The sequence below is a fragment of the Serpentinicella alkaliphila genome, from assembly GCF_018141405.1.
Classification (GTDB): Bacteria; Bacillota; Clostridia; order Peptostreptococcales; family Natronincolaceae; genus Serpentinicella; species Serpentinicella alkaliphila.
The window spans coordinates 384,108-399,933 of the sequence record NZ_CP058648.1 but is presented as its reverse complement, the minus strand read 5'-3'; the positions used below and the strand labels follow the sequence as shown (position 1 = coordinate 399,933).

General features: G+C 31.9%; 18 protein-coding genes. 13 read left to right on the top strand and 5 right to left on the bottom strand.

Features of this window, described 5'->3' with window-relative positions; all coding sequences use genetic code 11:
• Positions 1-2 precede the first annotated feature (2 nt).
• The 3 genes from HZR23_RS02130 to HZR23_RS02120 are packed head-to-tail and all read left to right on the top strand — an operon-like array spanning position 3 to position 3,038.
• Entirely contained in the window at positions 3-1,016 is a 1,014-nt protein-coding gene (locus tag HZR23_RS02130; RefSeq protein ID WP_132847912.1) for an acyl-CoA dehydratase activase-related protein, read from the top strand.
• A complete protein-coding gene (locus HZR23_RS02125; protein WP_132847911.1) occupies positions 970-2,061 on the top strand; it encodes a CoA protein activase in 1,092 nt (363 codons plus the stop codon). The genes HZR23_RS02130 and HZR23_RS02125 overlap by 47 nt, the downstream gene beginning before the upstream one ends.
• Positions 2,058-3,038, top strand: a complete 981-nt coding sequence (locus HZR23_RS02120; protein ID WP_132847910.1) for an acyl-CoA dehydratase activase — start codon at positions 2,058-2,060, stop codon at positions 3,036-3,038. Before HZR23_RS02125 ends, HZR23_RS02120 begins: the two co-directional genes overlap by 4 nt.
• Positions 3,039-3,086: 48 nt before the next feature.
• Here HZR23_RS02120 and HZR23_RS02115 read toward each other — a convergent pair whose 3' ends face one another.
• Both HZR23_RS02115 and cooS read right to left on the bottom strand, forming a co-directional pair.
• Positions 3,087-3,272: a DUF1858 domain-containing protein gene (locus HZR23_RS02115; RefSeq protein ID WP_132847909.1), complete on the bottom strand. Its 186-nt coding sequence runs from the start codon at positions 3,270-3,272 to the stop codon at positions 3,087-3,089.
• Positions 3,273-3,376: 104 nt separating this feature from the next.
• On the bottom strand, positions 3,377-5,503 hold the full coding sequence (gene cooS / locus HZR23_RS02110; RefSeq protein WP_132847908.1) for an anaerobic carbon-monoxide dehydrogenase catalytic subunit: 2,127 nt from the start codon (positions 5,501-5,503) through the stop codon (positions 3,377-3,379).
• A gap of 146 nt (positions 5,504-5,649) precedes the next feature.
• On the opposite strand from cooS, the gene HZR23_RS02105 reads away from it, so the two are divergent.
• The 4 genes from HZR23_RS02105 to HZR23_RS02090 all read left to right on the top strand — a co-directional run bounded on the left by HZR23_RS02105 (position 5,650) and on the right by HZR23_RS02090 (position 9,282).
• Entirely contained in the window at positions 5,650-6,336 is a 687-nt protein-coding gene (locus HZR23_RS02105; protein ID WP_132847907.1) for a Crp/Fnr family transcriptional regulator, read from the top strand.
• A 184-nt stretch (positions 6,337-6,520) separates the two neighbouring features.
• Positions 6,521-7,165: a hypothetical protein gene (locus tag HZR23_RS02100; RefSeq protein WP_132847906.1), complete on the top strand. Its 645-nt coding sequence runs from the start codon at positions 6,521-6,523 to the stop codon at positions 7,163-7,165.
• A gap of 220 nt (positions 7,166-7,385) precedes the next feature.
• Complete coding sequence (locus tag HZR23_RS02095) at positions 7,386-8,693, top strand: HD-GYP domain-containing protein (protein ID WP_132847905.1); 1,308 nt, start codon at positions 7,386-7,388, stop codon at positions 8,691-8,693.
• Positions 8,683-9,282 carry a DUF5317 domain-containing protein gene (locus HZR23_RS02090; protein WP_132847904.1) on the top strand — a complete coding sequence of 200 codons (600 nt, stop codon included), beginning with the start codon at positions 8,683-8,685 and terminating at the stop codon, positions 9,280-9,282. The genes HZR23_RS02095 and HZR23_RS02090 overlap by 11 nt, the downstream gene beginning before the upstream one ends.
• On the opposite strand, the gene HZR23_RS02085 is transcribed toward HZR23_RS02090, so the two are convergent.
• Complete coding sequence (locus HZR23_RS02085) at positions 9,263-9,877, bottom strand: hypothetical protein (protein WP_132847903.1); 615 nt, start codon at positions 9,875-9,877, stop codon at positions 9,263-9,265. The genes HZR23_RS02090 and HZR23_RS02085 overlap by 20 nt on opposite strands.
• A gap of 146 nt (positions 9,878-10,023) precedes the next feature.
• Between HZR23_RS02085 and HZR23_RS02080 the strand changes: the two genes are divergently transcribed.
• The 3 genes from HZR23_RS02080 to HZR23_RS02070 all read left to right on the top strand — a co-directional run bounded on the left by HZR23_RS02080 (position 10,024) and on the right by HZR23_RS02070 (position 11,776).
• Complete coding sequence (locus HZR23_RS02080; RefSeq protein ID WP_132847902.1) at positions 10,024-10,440, top strand: acyl-CoA thioesterase; 417 nt, start codon at positions 10,024-10,026, stop codon at positions 10,438-10,440.
• Positions 10,441-10,448: 8 nt separating this feature from the next.
• Positions 10,449-11,276 carry a nitroreductase family protein gene (locus HZR23_RS02075; protein WP_132847901.1) on the top strand — a complete coding sequence of 276 codons (828 nt, stop codon included), beginning with the start codon at positions 10,449-10,451 and terminating at the stop codon, positions 11,274-11,276.
• 113 nt (positions 11,277-11,389) lie between these two features.
• A complete protein-coding gene (locus HZR23_RS02070; RefSeq protein ID WP_132847900.1) occupies positions 11,390-11,776 on the top strand; it encodes an RNA polymerase sigma factor in 387 nt (128 codons plus the stop codon).
• 1 nt (position 11,777) lies between these two features.
• On the opposite strand, the gene HZR23_RS02065 is transcribed toward HZR23_RS02070, so the two are convergent.
• Together HZR23_RS02065 and HZR23_RS02060 are read right to left on the bottom strand one after the other, a co-directional pair.
• A complete protein-coding gene (locus HZR23_RS02065) occupies positions 11,778-12,272 on the bottom strand; it encodes a transposase (RefSeq protein ID WP_249536676.1) in 495 nt (164 codons plus the stop codon).
• Between the two features lie 198 nt (positions 12,273-12,470).
• Positions 12,471-13,310 carry a hypothetical protein gene (locus HZR23_RS02060; RefSeq protein WP_213050306.1) on the bottom strand — a complete coding sequence of 280 codons (840 nt, stop codon included), beginning with the start codon at positions 13,308-13,310 and terminating at the stop codon, positions 12,471-12,473.
• Between the two features lie 142 nt (positions 13,311-13,452).
• Here HZR23_RS02060 and HZR23_RS17895 point away from each other — a divergent pair, with 142 nt between their 5' ends.
• The 3 genes from HZR23_RS17895 to HZR23_RS02045 all read left to right on the top strand — a co-directional run bounded on the left by HZR23_RS17895 (position 13,453) and on the right by HZR23_RS02045 (position 15,752).
• Entirely contained in the window at positions 13,453-13,608 is a 156-nt protein-coding gene (locus HZR23_RS17895; protein ID WP_132848111.1) for an RNA polymerase sigma factor, read from the top strand.
• Positions 13,595-14,893, top strand: a complete 1,299-nt coding sequence (locus HZR23_RS02050) for a DUF4179 domain-containing protein (protein ID WP_132848112.1) — start codon at positions 13,595-13,597, stop codon at positions 14,891-14,893. The genes HZR23_RS17895 and HZR23_RS02050 overlap by 14 nt, the downstream gene beginning before the upstream one ends.
• 187 nt (positions 14,894-15,080) lie before the next feature.
• Positions 15,081-15,752 carry a YczE/YyaS/YitT family protein gene (locus tag HZR23_RS02045; RefSeq protein WP_132848113.1) on the top strand — a complete coding sequence of 224 codons (672 nt, stop codon included), beginning with the start codon at positions 15,081-15,083 and terminating at the stop codon, positions 15,750-15,752.
• The last annotated feature ends 74 nt before the right edge of the window (positions 15,753-15,826 follow it).

Sequence of the window (15,826 nt, the reverse complement as noted above, 5' to 3'; positions counted from 1 at the left end):
TAATGACAGTAAAAATCGGGATACCAAGAGGTCTATGGTTCTATGACTATTTTCCACTTTGGAAAACCTTTTATGAGGAGTTAGGAGCAGAAGTTATTATATCTAGTCCTACAAACAAACAAATTCTTGACTTAGGAACAAAAAATACAGTAGATGAAGCTTGTCTGCCTGTTAAAATATTTCATGGACATGTGTTAAATCTTAAAGACAAAGTCGATTATATTTTTGTTCCTAAGGTGATGAGTGTTTATGAAAAGGAATATATATGTCCAAAGTTTTGTGGGCTACCTGAGATGGTAAGAAATTCAATTCCAAATTTACCACCTTTTATTGATATAGAAATAAATTTCAATAAATCACGAAAAGGCTTAAAAAGAACTATATATAAATTTGGAAGCTATGTTACTAAAAATCCTATTAAAATCTTTAGGGCCTATGATAAGGCTCTTAAAGCGTACGAGGACTATAAAGAAAAAGTAAGATATGGTCATTTACCTCTTGATGGACACATAAATGAAGTTTTAAGGCAAAAAAGGATTAAAATACCTGGGGAAATGAAAATAGCAGTATTAGGGCATTCATACAATGTATTTGACAATTATGGATCTATGAACTTAATAAATAAACTTATGGAAAATAAGATAGATGTTGTTGTACCTGAAATGTTAGATATGAATGAAATCAATAAGTTTGCTGATCAGTTACCAAAAAAGATGTTTTGGAGTTTTGGTAGAAAACTTTTGGGCTCTGCCATGTATTTAGCTGATAGAAAAGATATTGATGGCATTATATTTCTATCTTCCTTTGGGTGTGGCATAGATTCGATAATTGAGGATCTATCCGAAAGAAGGGCAAGAAGAGATGCTGAGATTCCCTATCTATTAATAACTATAGATGAACATACAGGGGAAGCGGGGGTCAATACTCGTCTAGAAGCATTTTTAGATATGATTGAATGGAGGAAAAGAAATGAAAGTGACCTTTCCGCACATGGGCAACCAATATGTTGGCACTAAAGTTCTTTTAGAAGAAGTAGGTTTAGATGTAATTGTTCCAGTAGATTGCAGTAAGGAAACTCTAAATATAGGGACAAAGTATTCCCCTGAATCAATATGCCTTCCACTTAAAATTAATATTGGAAACTTTGTTGAGAGTATTAATGAAGGGGCAAATACTATTGTGATGATCGGTAGCTGTGGGCCTTGCAGATTTGGGTATTATTCAATACTTCAAAACGAAATTTTAAAAGAGATGGGGCATGAAGATGTAGAAATCATATTATTGGATGCTCCGCAAGGAAACTTTAAAGGTTTATTAGACTCAATCTATAAATTAACTAAAACTAAAAACCCGTATAAAATAATAAATGCTTTAGTAAAGGCTACTCGAGTTCTTTACCAAATAGATGATTTAGAGGATTTAATGTATTACAAGAGACCAAGACAGAAAAACATAGGAGAAGCAGACTTATATTATGATGAGCTACATAAGAAAATTAGAGGTGTTCGTGGATATAGGGAAGTTTCTAGACTAATAAAAGAAACTAAAGAAAAGATTTTAAGAATTGAAGAAGATCCAGGCAGAGAAGTATTAAGAGTTGGTCTTATTGGAGAAATTTATACAATTCTTGAGCCTTCGGTGAATGTATATATTGAGAAAAAATTAGGGGAAATGGGAGTAGAAATTGAGAAGTCCCTAAGACTAAGTCATTGGATTACAGAACACCTATTTTTAAATCCTTTAAATATTACTATGGACTCAAAAATTAGAAAAGAGGCTAAACCATATTTAAAGACTATGATAGGAGGACATGCCAGAGAGACTATTGGTTACGGCATACATTATGCTAAGAGAGGTTTTGATGGACTAATTCAGGTATATCCATTCACCTGCATGCCAGAAATAGTAGCACAAAGCATTATGCCTCAGGTGGAAAAAGAATATGATATACCATACTTATGTCTAATTGTCGATGAAATGACTGGTGAGGCTGGATTTAACACGAGACTTGAAGCTTTTGTTGATTTACTTGGAAAAAGGAAGGAGATGAAGGTCAGTTGAAAAACTGCTACTTAGGAATTGATGTTGGATCCGTGAGTACAAATGTTGTACTAATGGATGACAATAATAATATAATGGGAAAAGTATATACGAAAACACAAGGAAAACCTATAGATGCGATTCAAAGAGGCATGAAGGAAATAAAAACAGCTATTAAGGAAGAAATCAAGGTTAAAGGTGTAGGTACAACCGGCAGTGGTAGACAATTAGCAGCAATGATAGTAGGAGCCGATGTTGTAAAAAACGAAATTACAGCCCATGGTATAGCAGCTTTGAACTTTGTAGACGGCGTAAGAACTATTCTTGAAATAGGTGGGCAGGATTCAAAGATAATTTTACTTAAAAACAATGTAATAAGTGATTTTGCAATGAACACTGTATGTGCTGCAGGAACAGGGTCTTTCTTAGATAGACAAGCATCAAGATTAGATATTGCAATTCAGGATTTTGGCAAAATGGCTTTATTATCAAAAAATCCTGTGAGAATTGCGGGTAGATGTGCAGTATTTGCTGAATCAGACATGATTCATAAACAACAATTAGGACATAATCAAGAAGATATAATTAAGGGTTTATGTGATGCATTAGTAAGAAACTTTTTAAATAATTTAGGTAAGGGTAAAGAAATTGTAGGGCCTATAGTATTCCAGGGTGGGGTTGCCGCAAATGTTGGTATTAAGCAATCCTTTGAAGAAGCTCTAGGACAAGAAGTGTTAGTACCCCCACATCATGATGTAATGGGTGCAATTGGTTGCTGTTTACTTGCTAGAGAGCATGCTGCAAAAGGGCATCTTACAGAGTTTAAAGGCTTTGATATTATTAATTCTGGATATAATGTTAAAGGAATAGAGTGTCAGGATTGTGCTAACCTATGTGAGGTTATAGAAATTGTTCAGGATGGACAGATTATGGCACGATGGGGAGACAAATGCGGTAAATGGAATAGCTTAGTAAAGAAAAAAGAGAAATTAGCATAATAAAAAAGGATGTCCATCGAAATGATGGGCATCCTTTAATTTTATAAATTATGCATTTAATTTTTTAAGTAATTCTTCAAGGTTAATACCATGTACACCTGCAGCTTGTTCTAAAGTTTCCATTTGAGCCCCTGGGCATCCTAAACATCCCATACCAAAAGCCATTAAGATACCTGCTGCATTAGGATTTACTCTAAGTATATCTGAAATTTTAGTATCCTTAGTAATTTGCATATATATTCGCCTCCTATCTTTATACAAAACTCATAAACACTTTATGGTAATTTTAGTATAACCTACAATTAATAAATGTCAAATGATAAATATCACATTTTCATTTAAATTCCCAACTCTTTACGTTTTTTCTCTATATGATCTACATAGATCTTAATAGTTTTTTCTGCATCTAATTCAACCATTAATTTTCCTAAACCTAAAGTCTCAGTTGTTTCAGTTAAAGTTTTTACAACTACATCACTTCCTGTTACTGAAGGAACTGGAGCAACGTGTACTAACCAACCTAGGGCAATTGCTGTACATGCATCTGCTACAGCTTTTTGTTCTAAGTACTCAGGTGCCCCAATAACTAATGGAAGCTTGTTAGTATCTACATTTAAAGCATCAGCTAACTCCATAGCAGTATGTGTCATTTTACCTATATCAACACATGCACCATAAGATAGCACTGGTGGAATACCAAGTTGTTTACATACAGCCTTTAATCCTTCACCAGCTTCTTCAGCTGCAGACGGGTGTGTTAATCCTGTGTATTCCATTACGGAGGAAGTACAGCCACCTGAAAGCACTAATATATTATTTTCTATTAGTCCTTTTGTAATTTTGAAAATATTACTTCCACCTTGTCCATATCTAGCTGTAGTACAACCAACTATTGTAGCAATACCACGAATGTTACCATTAGCAATTTGTTCGATTAGAGGGTTGAAAGTACCACCTAAAGCCTCTCTTACTGATTCTGTACTAAAGCCTACCATACATTCAGATGTATATTTAGGAATGTATACTTTTCGGTTTTCATCTCTTCGTTTACTGAATGCCTCTAAAGCCATATTTAAAACCTTTTCAGCTTGCTCATTCATTTTTTCTGGAACAAAGTCTAAGGTTTCTGTACCTTGTAGCTTAATAACTGGATGGGTACTTACTAATTTAGTTCCAAATCTTTTCGCATATATAGGTAGTGTTGGTACTGTACAGTTATAGTCAAACATAAATAAGTCGATAACACCAGTAGCAAGTAAGTATTCTTCTGATAACCATTCACCCTCTTGTCCACCATAAGCTCTCATGTTTTGAGTACCAGAATAGTTAAGTAATTGCTGACCCTCACAAACATGGCCAAAGATTTGTATACCATTAGCTCCTACTTGTCTAGCTTTTTCCTGCCATTCATCGGATGATGCCATTTCAATTGCAACATGAGCTAGTAGAGGCATATGGCCATTAGTAACTATATTAATCATATCTGCACTCAGAAGTCCCATATTTTGTTTTTGCATAGTAATTTTTTGTGTGCCCATTAATATTTCTTGTAAAATATCTAATGTAAATAATCCTTGGTATTCGTTTGCTACACCTAAACGAACGGAGTTTAATAGAAAATCAATTGGATCTGAAGTAAAGTTTGTCATACATTTTGTTTGAGTTTGAGCAACTTCACTATAACCACCACCAGGGAATAAACCTAAGCTATTCCAAAGTTCTTTACGTTTTGTAGGTGCAAATAATTCAACTAACTTTGATGGGTCATGGGCAGGTCTATGAATGTCATCAATTACAAATTGAGCAAAATCAATAGCTAATTTATCAATAGGTTGATTTGCATTTAATCCACACATATCTGCATATTTTTTTAGTTTTTCAGGGTCTCTAATTTTAAGTCCACTATTTGGATGCTCTCCTGCGGCTTTTAAAGTTCTTGCTGCCTGGTGAGCATGAAAAATATTTGCAGATGTTCCAATTGTCACATGCCTATAGGTAAAGTTTCTCGCTACCATTGTATGTGCATCTACTCCACAAACGCCTCTAGGAGCCTTTGGATGTATACGACATGGACCATTAGCACATAATTGACAGGATAGTCCTTCAACACAGAATCTACATTGTGGTTGTTGCTCTGAAAAACGGTCAAAAACGTTTGTTAAAGTGGAATTATGTACTACTTGATACATTTCTCTCATTGCTGGATCAACTATAACGTTTAAAGGATAGCCTTCAGGGCTTTGATCGTCAACTTTTATATGTTCTCTTTGCCATTTATGAACGTCACTAGGTGCGGGGGATTTTTTAATATTCTCGTAATTGATTTCCACCTTATTATGAATGTCTTCGTGGTAGGCAGGGTCATTGGTTCCACTAATACCAGTTACATCAGCCTTTAAGCTTACTTTACCTTGGCCAATGGTATTAGAGCTATTTGCTAAATCTTCTTTTGTATAATCTGACATTTAATAACCTCCATTCTTATATAGCTTTGCTACATTCAATTATAGGATTTGTAAATTTAGTAAAGTATATTCAAATTTCATTTTTAATAAATTTTAAAAAATGATATAATATCAAAATGGACTAGCTTTTAGAAAAGAGGTATGTTATGAAAAAAACTACTGTAGAGTATTTGAAGAAGATCCCTGTTTTCAATGGATTAAATGAAGAAGATCTCGAAAGGATAAGTAAAATCTCCATATATAATGTATTTCAAAAAGGAACTGTTATGTTTATGGAAGGTGACCCTGGAGAAGCTTTTTATTTTGTTAAGAGTGGAAAGGTAAAAATATATAAAACTGCATTCGATGGAAGAGAACATATATTTACAATTATTAATGAAGGTGGAGTATTTGCGGAGGTGACCCTTTTTAATAATATACCTTATCCAGCTTCTGCAGAAGTCTTAGAGGATTCTGAAATTGGAATGATTAAAAATAAAGATTTAGAAAGTTTAATTAGGCAAAACTCTGATATTGCTTTACAAATAATTAAAATATTTAGTAAAAAACTTTTTCAATCTCAACAAAAAGTAAAGGAACTAGCATTAGGCGATACCTACGGTAGAACAGCCCAAACTATTTTAAAATTGGCTAAAGAGCATGGAGTAGAGACTCAAAATGGAATACAGCTAAAATTAGATTTGTCACGCCAAGACTTAGCAAATATGATTGGTACTGCTAGAGAAACTGTAAGTAGGGCTCTAAGTCAATTTAAAAAAGATGGACTGATTGATATAAACGGTAAGAAAATGATTATTAAGGATAAAGCGAAACTTCAGGATTCGATTAATTAATAAAAAATCTATATTAAAAACCTTTGGGCTAATACAAGCCCTTATTTTTTTGTCAAAATAAAAAAATATTTTTCTGTATTTTAAGAAGGAAATTTATTGGATTATATCGAATAAAGAGAAATTGAGGGAAATTATGGGGGATTTCTATTGCTCGGTAAATTTGCACTAAAGGGGTTTTGATTAAATGAACAACGGTTCTGAAGTAAAAGTATTAAATTTAGAAGAGTTAATAAACAATATTTTTGACGTTGTTTCTTCAAAAGTAGTAATGAATGGTGATGAAATTGAAGAAATACATGTATTAGCTTCTAATCGCAGGGGACCCAAACAAATATCTAGAGATATACAATCAGCCTTAAACGCTAAATTTAATATGAATATTGACTACAAGAAAATTAGTGTTGCACAAATAGATGATAAACATAGCTATACAAATGAATTTAGGTTACAGGTAGAATCAGTACAACTGTCTATTACAGGTAATATAACTGAAATTAAAGTAGTTTTAGTAAAAGACAATGAGAAAATAGAAGGTATTGCAAAAGGACTAGGGTCTAAAAATAACAGCTATAGGCTTGTAGCCCAAGCAACTATAGACTGTATACATAAGATACTAAATGTAGAGGACATTTTAATTGTAGAAGATGTTGAAAAAATTTACTTAGCAAAAGAACAAATCATGATAGTTGCAGTAAGTTATATATCAAATAGATCAGAAACCTTAATGACTGGTACAGCAATAATAGTTAAGGATGAATATGAGACCATAGTAAAAGCTACTTTAGATGCAATTAACAGAAGGATTTCTAAAATATCTAACTTGAGTTAAATTTTTAGGTCGGCATGGAATTTTTCATAAGCGAAGCGATATAGCCTGTATAAATAGCGAAAAACAGAGCCTTTGAAAAAAGGGGGCTGTATCAATGAAAAGAATAATGGCACTTTTACTTGCGTTATTATCACTAGTGTTAGCTGGTGGAGCATCTTTTACATGGGTATAATATAAAATAAAAGTTGCCGACCTAAATAATATAAAGGGGAAAACTAGTATGTATGATAAAAATATTAGATTAAAGATATATACAGTAAGTATTATTTTAATGGGAGTAGCCTGTTTTTTATTTGGTCTGAAAGAAAGCGTATATAGTGCCCCACTAGAAATTTCTTTTTTTATTCTAATAGGTGCTATTACACAATCACTCCAAATTAGAGTTAAAGGTAATACTGCTTTCTCTATTAGTTTCGCAATAGGATTAGCAACAGTGTTTATTTTTAGTCCAAGTATTGTAGCAGTAATTAGCTTTATTACAATGTTAATTTATATAGATAGATACAATGGAAAATCATATCACTTTTTTAATAGTGATAAACATAAAAGACTTTTTAATGCTAGTGCATATGCAATTGCATTAGCTCTATCAAGTGTGGTGTATAACTTAGTGGAAACGAATATCGTGGGTATTAGACTATTGGGATTTAGTATAATTGGAATTATTGCATCAACACTTACTTATACAGCAATAAATCCTTCAATATTTATTGGTTTAATGTGCATAATTGAAAATAAAAGGTATAAAGATGCACTTCGTGAAAAAGTATGGCCAATTATTAATATAATTGCTTTATCTCCTTTAGGAGTTGTAACTGCAATAGCATATGCGCATTATGGTTGGTTTGCTGTTGTTATGTTTTTAGGACCTTTATTAGTAGCAAGATACTCATTTAAACTTTATATAGATATGAAGAGTGTATATTTTGAAACGATTAAAGCCCTTTCCAATGCTGTAGAGGCAAAGGATGAATATACTAAAGGCCATTCATATAGAGTAGCACAATATGCGGTAGGTATAGCTCAGGAGATGGGGCTTACTTATGAGGTTGTAGATAAAATAAATACTGCAGCTATTCTACATGATATAGGCAAAATAGGAATATCCGACACAATACTTAACAAACCAGATAATCTTTCTGATGAAGAGTATATCAGGGTTCAAAATCACCCTGAGATTGGAGCAAAAATATTGTTTGAGGTTGATTTTTTAAAGGATGTAGCTGAAATTATTAAACACCATCATGAACGTTATGATGGTAAGGGATACCCGTTACATTTAGAAGGTAATAAAATACCTTTAGAAGCAAGTATATTAGCTGTTGCAGATGCTTATGATGCCATGACTTCAGATAGGGCATATCGAAAAGCTATGAATTCAATTATTGCATATAAAATTATTATAAAAGAGTCTGGGAAGCAATTTGACCCTAGGGTAGTTGAAAGTTTTATGAAATATATGAAGAAACAAAAAAATATTTGGTTAGAAGATATACTAGAAAGTGAGAAGGTGTCATATGTTAGCTGAGCCTGTCAGTAGTGCACTTGTGATAGGAAAACTTAGGGGTGGAAAGTTAAATAATTTATTGAGATTAAAAATTAATTGGATGGTTCTAATAATAATAGCTGCGTTAGTACAGTCTTTAGGTGCAATTATAGTTGCTAAGGAATTGACACCCTATTGGAAACTAATAAATGATTATGGCATATGGCTGCAACTTGTAGTCTATATTCTGCTTTTTTGTGCTGTAATAAAAAATTATCATCTAAAAGGAATGTCATTTATTCTAATTGGTATTTTATTAAACTTTATTGTTATTATGTCAAATGGTGGAAGAATGCCTGTTGATATTAAAGGAATTGAGCATATGCTTTCGGCGGAAAGCTTAAATATATTGCAAAATGCAAAAAGTTTAACTCATGTAGCAGCAAGTGAATCAACTAAGTTTTTAATCTTAGGTGATATTATTCACTTGAAGAGGCCATATCCTTTACCGAAGTCATTAAGTATCGGAGATATTTTTAAGATGATAGGTATATTTAAATTAATCTATAAAGGATTATTTAACGAAAAATATAAAAAACGTATTAAATTATTTAAATATAATCTCCATTAATTATTAATTCTTTAACTTTAATCTGTCTTTTAAGAGCTGCTCCAAGCTCTTTTTTTAATGAGTTTTTTTGTTGTGGATTTAATGATACATATTCTTTGAAATGAATATTTAGTGAATATTTCAAGAAAAATGCTCTTAAAAAGGATTTAATAAATCCTTCACCTTTATATTTTTCTTCAGTTAATATAATTAAGTTATAATTAATAAATAGAGCCATATAGTTATAGTCTGGGTTTTCAAGATCAAAGGGATAAACAAAGTTGATATTATCTCTTAATCTTTCCCAAACAATATTTGGGCCATTAATTGGATCTTCTTTACAAAGTCTAACAGTATCCTCGTAGGACATGTTTAATAGTTCTTTAAACATTTTATGCATTTCGGGGAATTCAACAAAGCTTGTATTTTCCGACTTTCTGGAAGGTAATGTACCTATAATAGATTCCTTAAAATTCTGTTCAGTCTCACCTACATTAAGTATGTTGCCTTTCTTATTAAACATAATAATTCCATGTATAGACTCTTTAATCGATAGGTCTCTTATATTAAGTGTTACTAAGCTATCTTCTATAGTTATATTCACATCTAAGTTCATAAAACAAACCTCACTTAAAACTAGTATTAGTATCCTTATTTTTTTCAATCATACACAATTTATACAAAATCCAATAATAGTGGTATAATTATTAGTAATAATTAGAAATAATCATAAGAGGTTATGAACGGTGGGAGGAAGAATTAATGTTTATTAATGAAACAATAATTGTACCAAGATATAATGAAACTGACCAGATGGGGGTAATTTATCATTCCAATTACTTTGTGTGGTATGAAGTTGGGAGAACTGATTTTTTAGAGAAGTTTAGCATGAGCTATAGGGATATGGAAGAGATGGGTGTAATGCTACCTGTAATAGAAGTAAACTGTAAATATAAGGTGTCTGCTAAGTATGCTGATAAGTTAATTATAAAGACAGCTATTGAAAACCTAACACCTGTTAGAATAAAATTTAATTATATAATAGAAAGAGAGACAGACAATGTTTTAATATCAGAAGGGTTTACTGAACATGTTTTTTCTAGTACCTTAAATGGAAAACCGATTAATCTAAAAAAGAAATATCCTGACTTATTTAATCTACTTGAGAAAAGTAAATAGAAGGGAGTATGATATCAATGTGGATAGATTCCATAAAAAAAAGAACGTCTACACGTACCTATGATCAAAGGCCATTAGAGAGCTCTATAAAACGAGAAATATTAGATTATTTAAATTCTACTACGGGCCCTTTTGGTGCAAAAGTTAAGTTTTATCTAGTAAATATTGAAGATTCCTCTAATAAAAAACTAGGTACATATGGGGTAATAAAATCTGCTAAAAATTTTATTGCTGCTGTTACTGAAAAAAAAGAACCTAGAAGCTTAGAGCAATTAGGATATGTATTAGAAAAAGGAATACTATATGCTACATCCTTAGGCCTAGGCACCTGTTGGCTAGCAGGTACCTTCAAGAGACAGGAATTTATAAATACAATTGAGCTTAAAGAAGAAGAGGAGTTACCGGTAATAACCCCTATTGGTTACCCTAGAGACAAAAGAAGCGTAGTAGATTCATTTATGAGATTTGCAGCGGGTTCTAACAATCGTAAGGACTTTAAAGAATTATTTTTTGAAGGCAGTTGGAATAATGAAGTAAATCAAAAGGATAAAAAGTATATACAAGCACTTGAAATGCTTAGACTTGCCCCATCTGCATCAAATAAACAACCTTGGAGAGTTTTAGTGGATAATGAAAAATTTCATTTCTATCTTGCTAGAAATAAAGGGTATGGAGAGGGACTAGGCTATGATGTACAAAAAATTGATATTGGTATAGCTATGTGCCATTTTGAACTTACAATGCAGGAATTAGGCTTTAAAGGGAAGTGGAAAGAGGATAATCCTAAAAAAGATAAGGAGTCCTGTGAATATATAATATCATTTATAATAGAATAGAACTGTTCTCTAATATAAGTAGTGCTATATTAAAATAGTACTACTTTATTTATTTTATAAAATGAACTTTTTTAGTATATAGATACTCTTATGTATGAAAGTGAGGTGCAAAAATGCAGACGGAGGTACTTATAAGTAGGGCTAAACTAGGGGATAAGGAAGCTTTAATTAAACTAATTATGTTAAAACAACAGGAATACTATAAATTGGCATATGTATATATGAAAAATGAAGCAGATGCTTTAGATGCACTTGAAGATATGATAGTTATCTTATATGAAAATATCTCAAATCTAAAGAATGAGGGGTCCTTTTATAGCTGGAGCAAAACTATTCTAGTAAATAGATGTAAAAAAATTCTTAAGGAAAAGAGCAAGGTAATTCTAGTAGAGAAATTTCAAGAAAAAGGTTGTGAATCAGATATAAACCAAAAAGATGATCAGCTTCTTTTAGAAGAGGAATTGTCAAAGCTTAGTGAAAAGCATAAGGAAGTTACATGAGTTATGCAGTTGACTCCATATACTGGGAATTTTGCACAGTAAACCAACCTAACAATAAATTCTTCGGCCAAAATTTATCAATAAGTCTTGCAAATTGCCTAACTTCTGTGTCAAAATGTACTTGTATAGTTTGAAAGCATTGCTGTGCTTTTATAACGATACGGTATGTGGCGTTGAAAAAGTTTCGGACCATTTCGCCGTGGGTGAAGCCTTCTTCAGCGCCTTTATTATTGAGTTCCCATCTTGCATAGACAAGTAAAGTTTCTGCTGTAAAAATGAGCTCAATATGGGCGTAATGATGACTTTCCGACGTTGAGTGGCAAGAATTCAACCCCAGTTCTTGTTTTGCAGTTCTAAAAAAAACCTCAATGCTCCAACGCTTAATATATGCATCTAAAGCTTCTTCAGGATTATCGACCCTATTACTAATCAAAAGGTAAGCCCCACGATATGTAGCTGCAACCTCTTTGTTTTTCTCAAATTCATCCTTCATCATTTCAGTATCTTCTTTGAGTCTTGTAGCTACAACTGCTGCAATAGGCGTATAACGATACTTAGTTACTACTTTACCCTGCTTTCCAACTAAACGGTAGGGTAACTTGATATAAATATTAGGTATGGATATAGCACTTACTTTATCTTTAGACCACTAATAAGAAGTTTGAAAAAACTTCTTTAATAAGCATTGAAGGCTTTACAGGGATAAAGCGTTCTCGGCCTGTAATATTCTCAATTTCTTTTCGATAAAGTGTCTTTGTATTACGTTTTGCCTTAGTAACCCAATCATATTGATGATCTGTGAGCCAATTAAAAAGTCTTTGCATAAAAACCGGCGGTCCATGGCAACCCATAGTACCCCTGTGTAAATCCGGCGAATATCCATTAGCATTTCTTTTGAAAGATCTATTTTTGTCTGTTTTTCATCGCTATTTTCTACCTTACGCCAAATACGCCAAAACAATGGATATTTAAGTCCGTTCTTTAATACAACAGTTGTAGCAACTATATTCATACACCAGATATTTATTTTAATGGAGCTATCATATAACCAACAAAGGAAAGGGATTTTCTTTCCATGGGCATGAGCCACCTTTGTATCATCAAGTACAATAACATCTCCTTCAGTAAATGCAGTTTCTTCTTCTTGTTGTAGTCTTTGTACTCTTTTAAAACTAAATAAACCCCAATTATAATCAGTTGTAAAAAAGCGGCTAAAGGTATATTGAGCCATTTTAAGATTCCGAAACATCTGTTGTAATAAGCTATCCTTAGTAGCATAATCAGAAATACGTGAGACAGAATTTTTATTAGCAATAAGTCCTACCACATAAGCAAAAGCAATAAGCCAAGTGGGTACACCATTACGTTTTACAATACCCGATTGCGTAAGCAGAAGTGAAAAATCAAATTTATCCCAAATTGCTTTTAAAACTGGCGTTCCGCCCCCATTTCCTTGTTGTAAATTTCTATATTTCGGTTTCCCAAGAGTCATATTTATCACCCATTCATCAAGAGTAATGGCTATTAATACCATTCACTTTGATTATTGGGGCGGGTTTAAAAAGTCAAGTCTTTTTTGCTATTTCAAGACATATAAAACAAAAATATTTTTTAGTATATTATAATATACGATACATCAGTCTTATTTACATTTATTTACACGAACTGCATAACTCATGGAAGTTATTAAGCTAAGGTATTTTTTGGATTTAGATTATGAAACAATAGGGAGAATACTTAAAATTCCTATAGGGACTGTGAAATCCCGAATTTCTGTTGGAATTAATAAATTAAAAGAAAGTCTTGGAGGTGATATTAATGAGAGATATTGATAAACTACTTATGGATAAGAAGGAAGATTTAGATAATATAGTTGTACCAAAAGAGCTAGAAGAGAGACTATCAAATGCATTGAAAGATAAAGAATTTCCTAAGAAAAGATTTATTAAAGCAAATCGAATTATAGTAGCTTGCATTTTAATGTTTTTAATTACTTTTAATTTTAATACACTCGCATACTATAGTAAAAAGCTCATTGGCTACGATCAACTTATGAACACAACGTTAAAAAATCTTAATGATTTAGGTATGGGTCAAATTATAGGGGAGAGCCATACTTTTAGTAATGGTGTTCTTTTTACATTAGATGGCATAATGATAGATGATAATCAGTTATTAGCATTTTATACTGTTACAGATAATACGGGAGAAAATGACTTTATTTCATTAGATCCAAGCTTAAACCTAAAGGGGCTATACAAAAGGTATTTCATGAGAAGTGGGCATGGTGAAATACTTGGAGAGAGTAATCAAACTAAGTGGGTTATGAGTTTCGACCCTCCTGCTTTCTATGAACGAACTCTCTATTTAAATGTATATATGAATATAGATGGGATGATGGAGGAGGGGGAAATACCCTTTAAGTTAGATAGGAATAAAGCGATGAAAAGTACATTAAAGCAGGTTATTAATAAAACTTTCAAAAATGATGGTGTTAATTTAAAACTTAGCTCAATCCATGCTTCCCCTACGTCGACAGTTATAGAGGGTTCAATTCAAAATATATTACAATTAGCTATTGATAAAATTAGTGGAGAGAGAATTAGACCTAATAAATTAGAAATGAAATTAATTGCAAATGGTGAGGAAGTTGAAAAGAGAGGTGGAAGTATGTCAACTGATATAAATGGAATTAGGTTTACAAAAGAGTTTGATGCTCTACCATCCAACTTAGAAAGTGTACAAATCCACCTAGAAAGTTTATCTATTGATAAGGATGTAAATAAATTCATTGAATTAAATAAAGATGACAGAGAAATTAATATTGAAATAGAAGGACAGAATATATTAATTGACGAAATCAAAGAAATAAATGGAAGTACGTATATTACTTTTAGTACCGTTGAAGATGTAGTATTAACTGGGGTTTATTTAATTATTGATGGAGAAAAAATTAATTTAAAGGAAACCCTAAATAGTGAATACGATAAGCTTTATGATGGAAGAGTTATGCATAGAAGAACTATGCATTTTAATAGTAGTGGATTAAATTACCAATTATCTATCGAAAGAATGAGCTTTTCAGAAAAGTACAATGAAGTTATTGATGTTAAATAAAAGAGGCTTGGTTTAGAAAATCTGATGTGTTCATAAATTAAAAGAATATTAATTTGTAAAATAACTTAGTATAAATAGAGGCTTAAATTAATTAAGCCTCTATTTTATTTTTTGTATTGCAATTTTTGTAATTATAATATGATATAATTAAATTTGCACGATTTAGTAAAAGAAAAGAGGAATTATAATGAAAAAGGCTTTCGTACTTCTTTGCAGACTATTCTTTGGATTATTTTTGGTAGCACTCGGAGTAGTTATAACAATTAAAGCTAATTTAGGACTTGCACCTTGGGATGTTTTTCATCAAGGCATCTCAAAAATAACGAATATTACAATAGGACAAGCAAGTATAACTGTTGGATTAATACTAGTTCTAATAAATTTTCTTCTTGGGGAGAGGATAGGTTGGGCTACAATATGTAATATGATTTTTGTAGGTGTTTTCATTGATTTACTTATGATTAGCGATTTGATACCAACTTTTGATAGTCTTCTACTAAGATTAGGCATGATGATTTTAGGGATGTTTGTGTTTGGTTTTGCAAGCTATTTCTATATTGGAACAGGCTTAGGTTCTGGTCCAAGGGATGGGCTAATGATTTATTTAACTAAAAAAACTAATAAGTCAGTTAGATTTGTCAGAAATACAATGGAAATTTCTGTATCAATATTAGGATTTATTTTAGGTGGGACTATCGGAATAGGAACGATTATTACAGCAGTTGGAATCGGTTACTTCGTTCAACTAGCATTTAAAATGATGAAATTTGATGTCAATGAGCTTAAACATAGATTTATAGATGATGATATAGTATTATTAAAAAATCTATTGATAAAACCTAAAGAACAGAAAATGTAGATAGGTACACGAATATAAACAAGACCCTTTATTAAAGGGTCTGAAAAAAATAAAAAAAAATGAGGAGAAGGTGA

What these genes read in the sequence shown, in the direction of transcription:
- HZR23_RS02130 (WP_132847912.1), top strand. Translation starts at nt 3, where the DNA reads ATGACAGTAAAAATCGGGATACCAAGAGGTCTATGGTTCTATGACTAT.
- HZR23_RS02125 (WP_132847911.1), top strand. Translation starts at nt 970, where the DNA reads ATGAAAGTGACCTTTCCGCACATGGGCAACCAATATGTTGGCACTAAA.
- HZR23_RS02115 (WP_132847909.1), bottom strand. Translation starts at nt 3,272, where the DNA reads ATGCAAATTACTAAGGATACTAAAATTTCAGATATACTTAGAGTAAAT.
- cooS (WP_132847908.1), bottom strand. Translation starts at nt 5,503, where the DNA reads ATGTCAGATTATACAAAAGAAGATTTAGCAAATAGCTCTAATACCATT.
- HZR23_RS02105 (WP_132847907.1), top strand. Translation starts at nt 5,650, where the DNA reads ATGAAAAAAACTACTGTAGAGTATTTGAAGAAGATCCCTGTTTTCAAT.
- HZR23_RS02100 (WP_132847906.1), top strand. Translation starts at nt 6,521, where the DNA reads ATGAACAACGGTTCTGAAGTAAAAGTATTAAATTTAGAAGAGTTAATA.
- HZR23_RS02095 (WP_132847905.1), top strand. Translation starts at nt 7,386, where the DNA reads ATGTATGATAAAAATATTAGATTAAAGATATATACAGTAAGTATTATT.
- HZR23_RS02090 (WP_132847904.1), top strand. Translation starts at nt 8,683, where the DNA reads ATGTTAGCTGAGCCTGTCAGTAGTGCACTTGTGATAGGAAAACTTAGG.
- HZR23_RS02085 (WP_132847903.1), bottom strand. Translation starts at nt 9,877, where the DNA reads ATGAACTTAGATGTGAATATAACTATAGAAGATAGCTTAGTAACACTT.
- HZR23_RS02080 (WP_132847902.1), top strand. Translation starts at nt 10,024, where the DNA reads ATGTTTATTAATGAAACAATAATTGTACCAAGATATAATGAAACTGAC.
- HZR23_RS02075 (WP_132847901.1), top strand. Translation starts at nt 10,449, where the DNA reads ATGATATCAATGTGGATAGATTCCATAAAAAAAAGAACGTCTACACGT.
- HZR23_RS02070 (WP_132847900.1), top strand. Translation starts at nt 11,390, where the DNA reads ATGCAGACGGAGGTACTTATAAGTAGGGCTAAACTAGGGGATAAGGAA.
- HZR23_RS02065 (WP_249536676.1), bottom strand. Translation starts at nt 12,272, where the DNA reads ATGATGAAGGATGAATTTGAGAAAAACAAAGAGGTTGCAGCTACATAT.
- HZR23_RS02060 (WP_213050306.1), bottom strand. Translation starts at nt 13,310, where the DNA reads ATGGTATTAATAGCCATTACTCTTGATGAATGGGTGATAAATATGACT.
- HZR23_RS17895 (WP_132848111.1), top strand. Translation starts at nt 13,453, where the DNA reads ATGGAAGTTATTAAGCTAAGGTATTTTTTGGATTTAGATTATGAAACA.
- HZR23_RS02050 (WP_132848112.1), top strand. Translation starts at nt 13,595, where the DNA reads ATGAGAGATATTGATAAACTACTTATGGATAAGAAGGAAGATTTAGAT.
- HZR23_RS02045 (WP_132848113.1), top strand. Translation starts at nt 15,081, where the DNA reads ATGAAAAAGGCTTTCGTACTTCTTTGCAGACTATTCTTTGGATTATTT.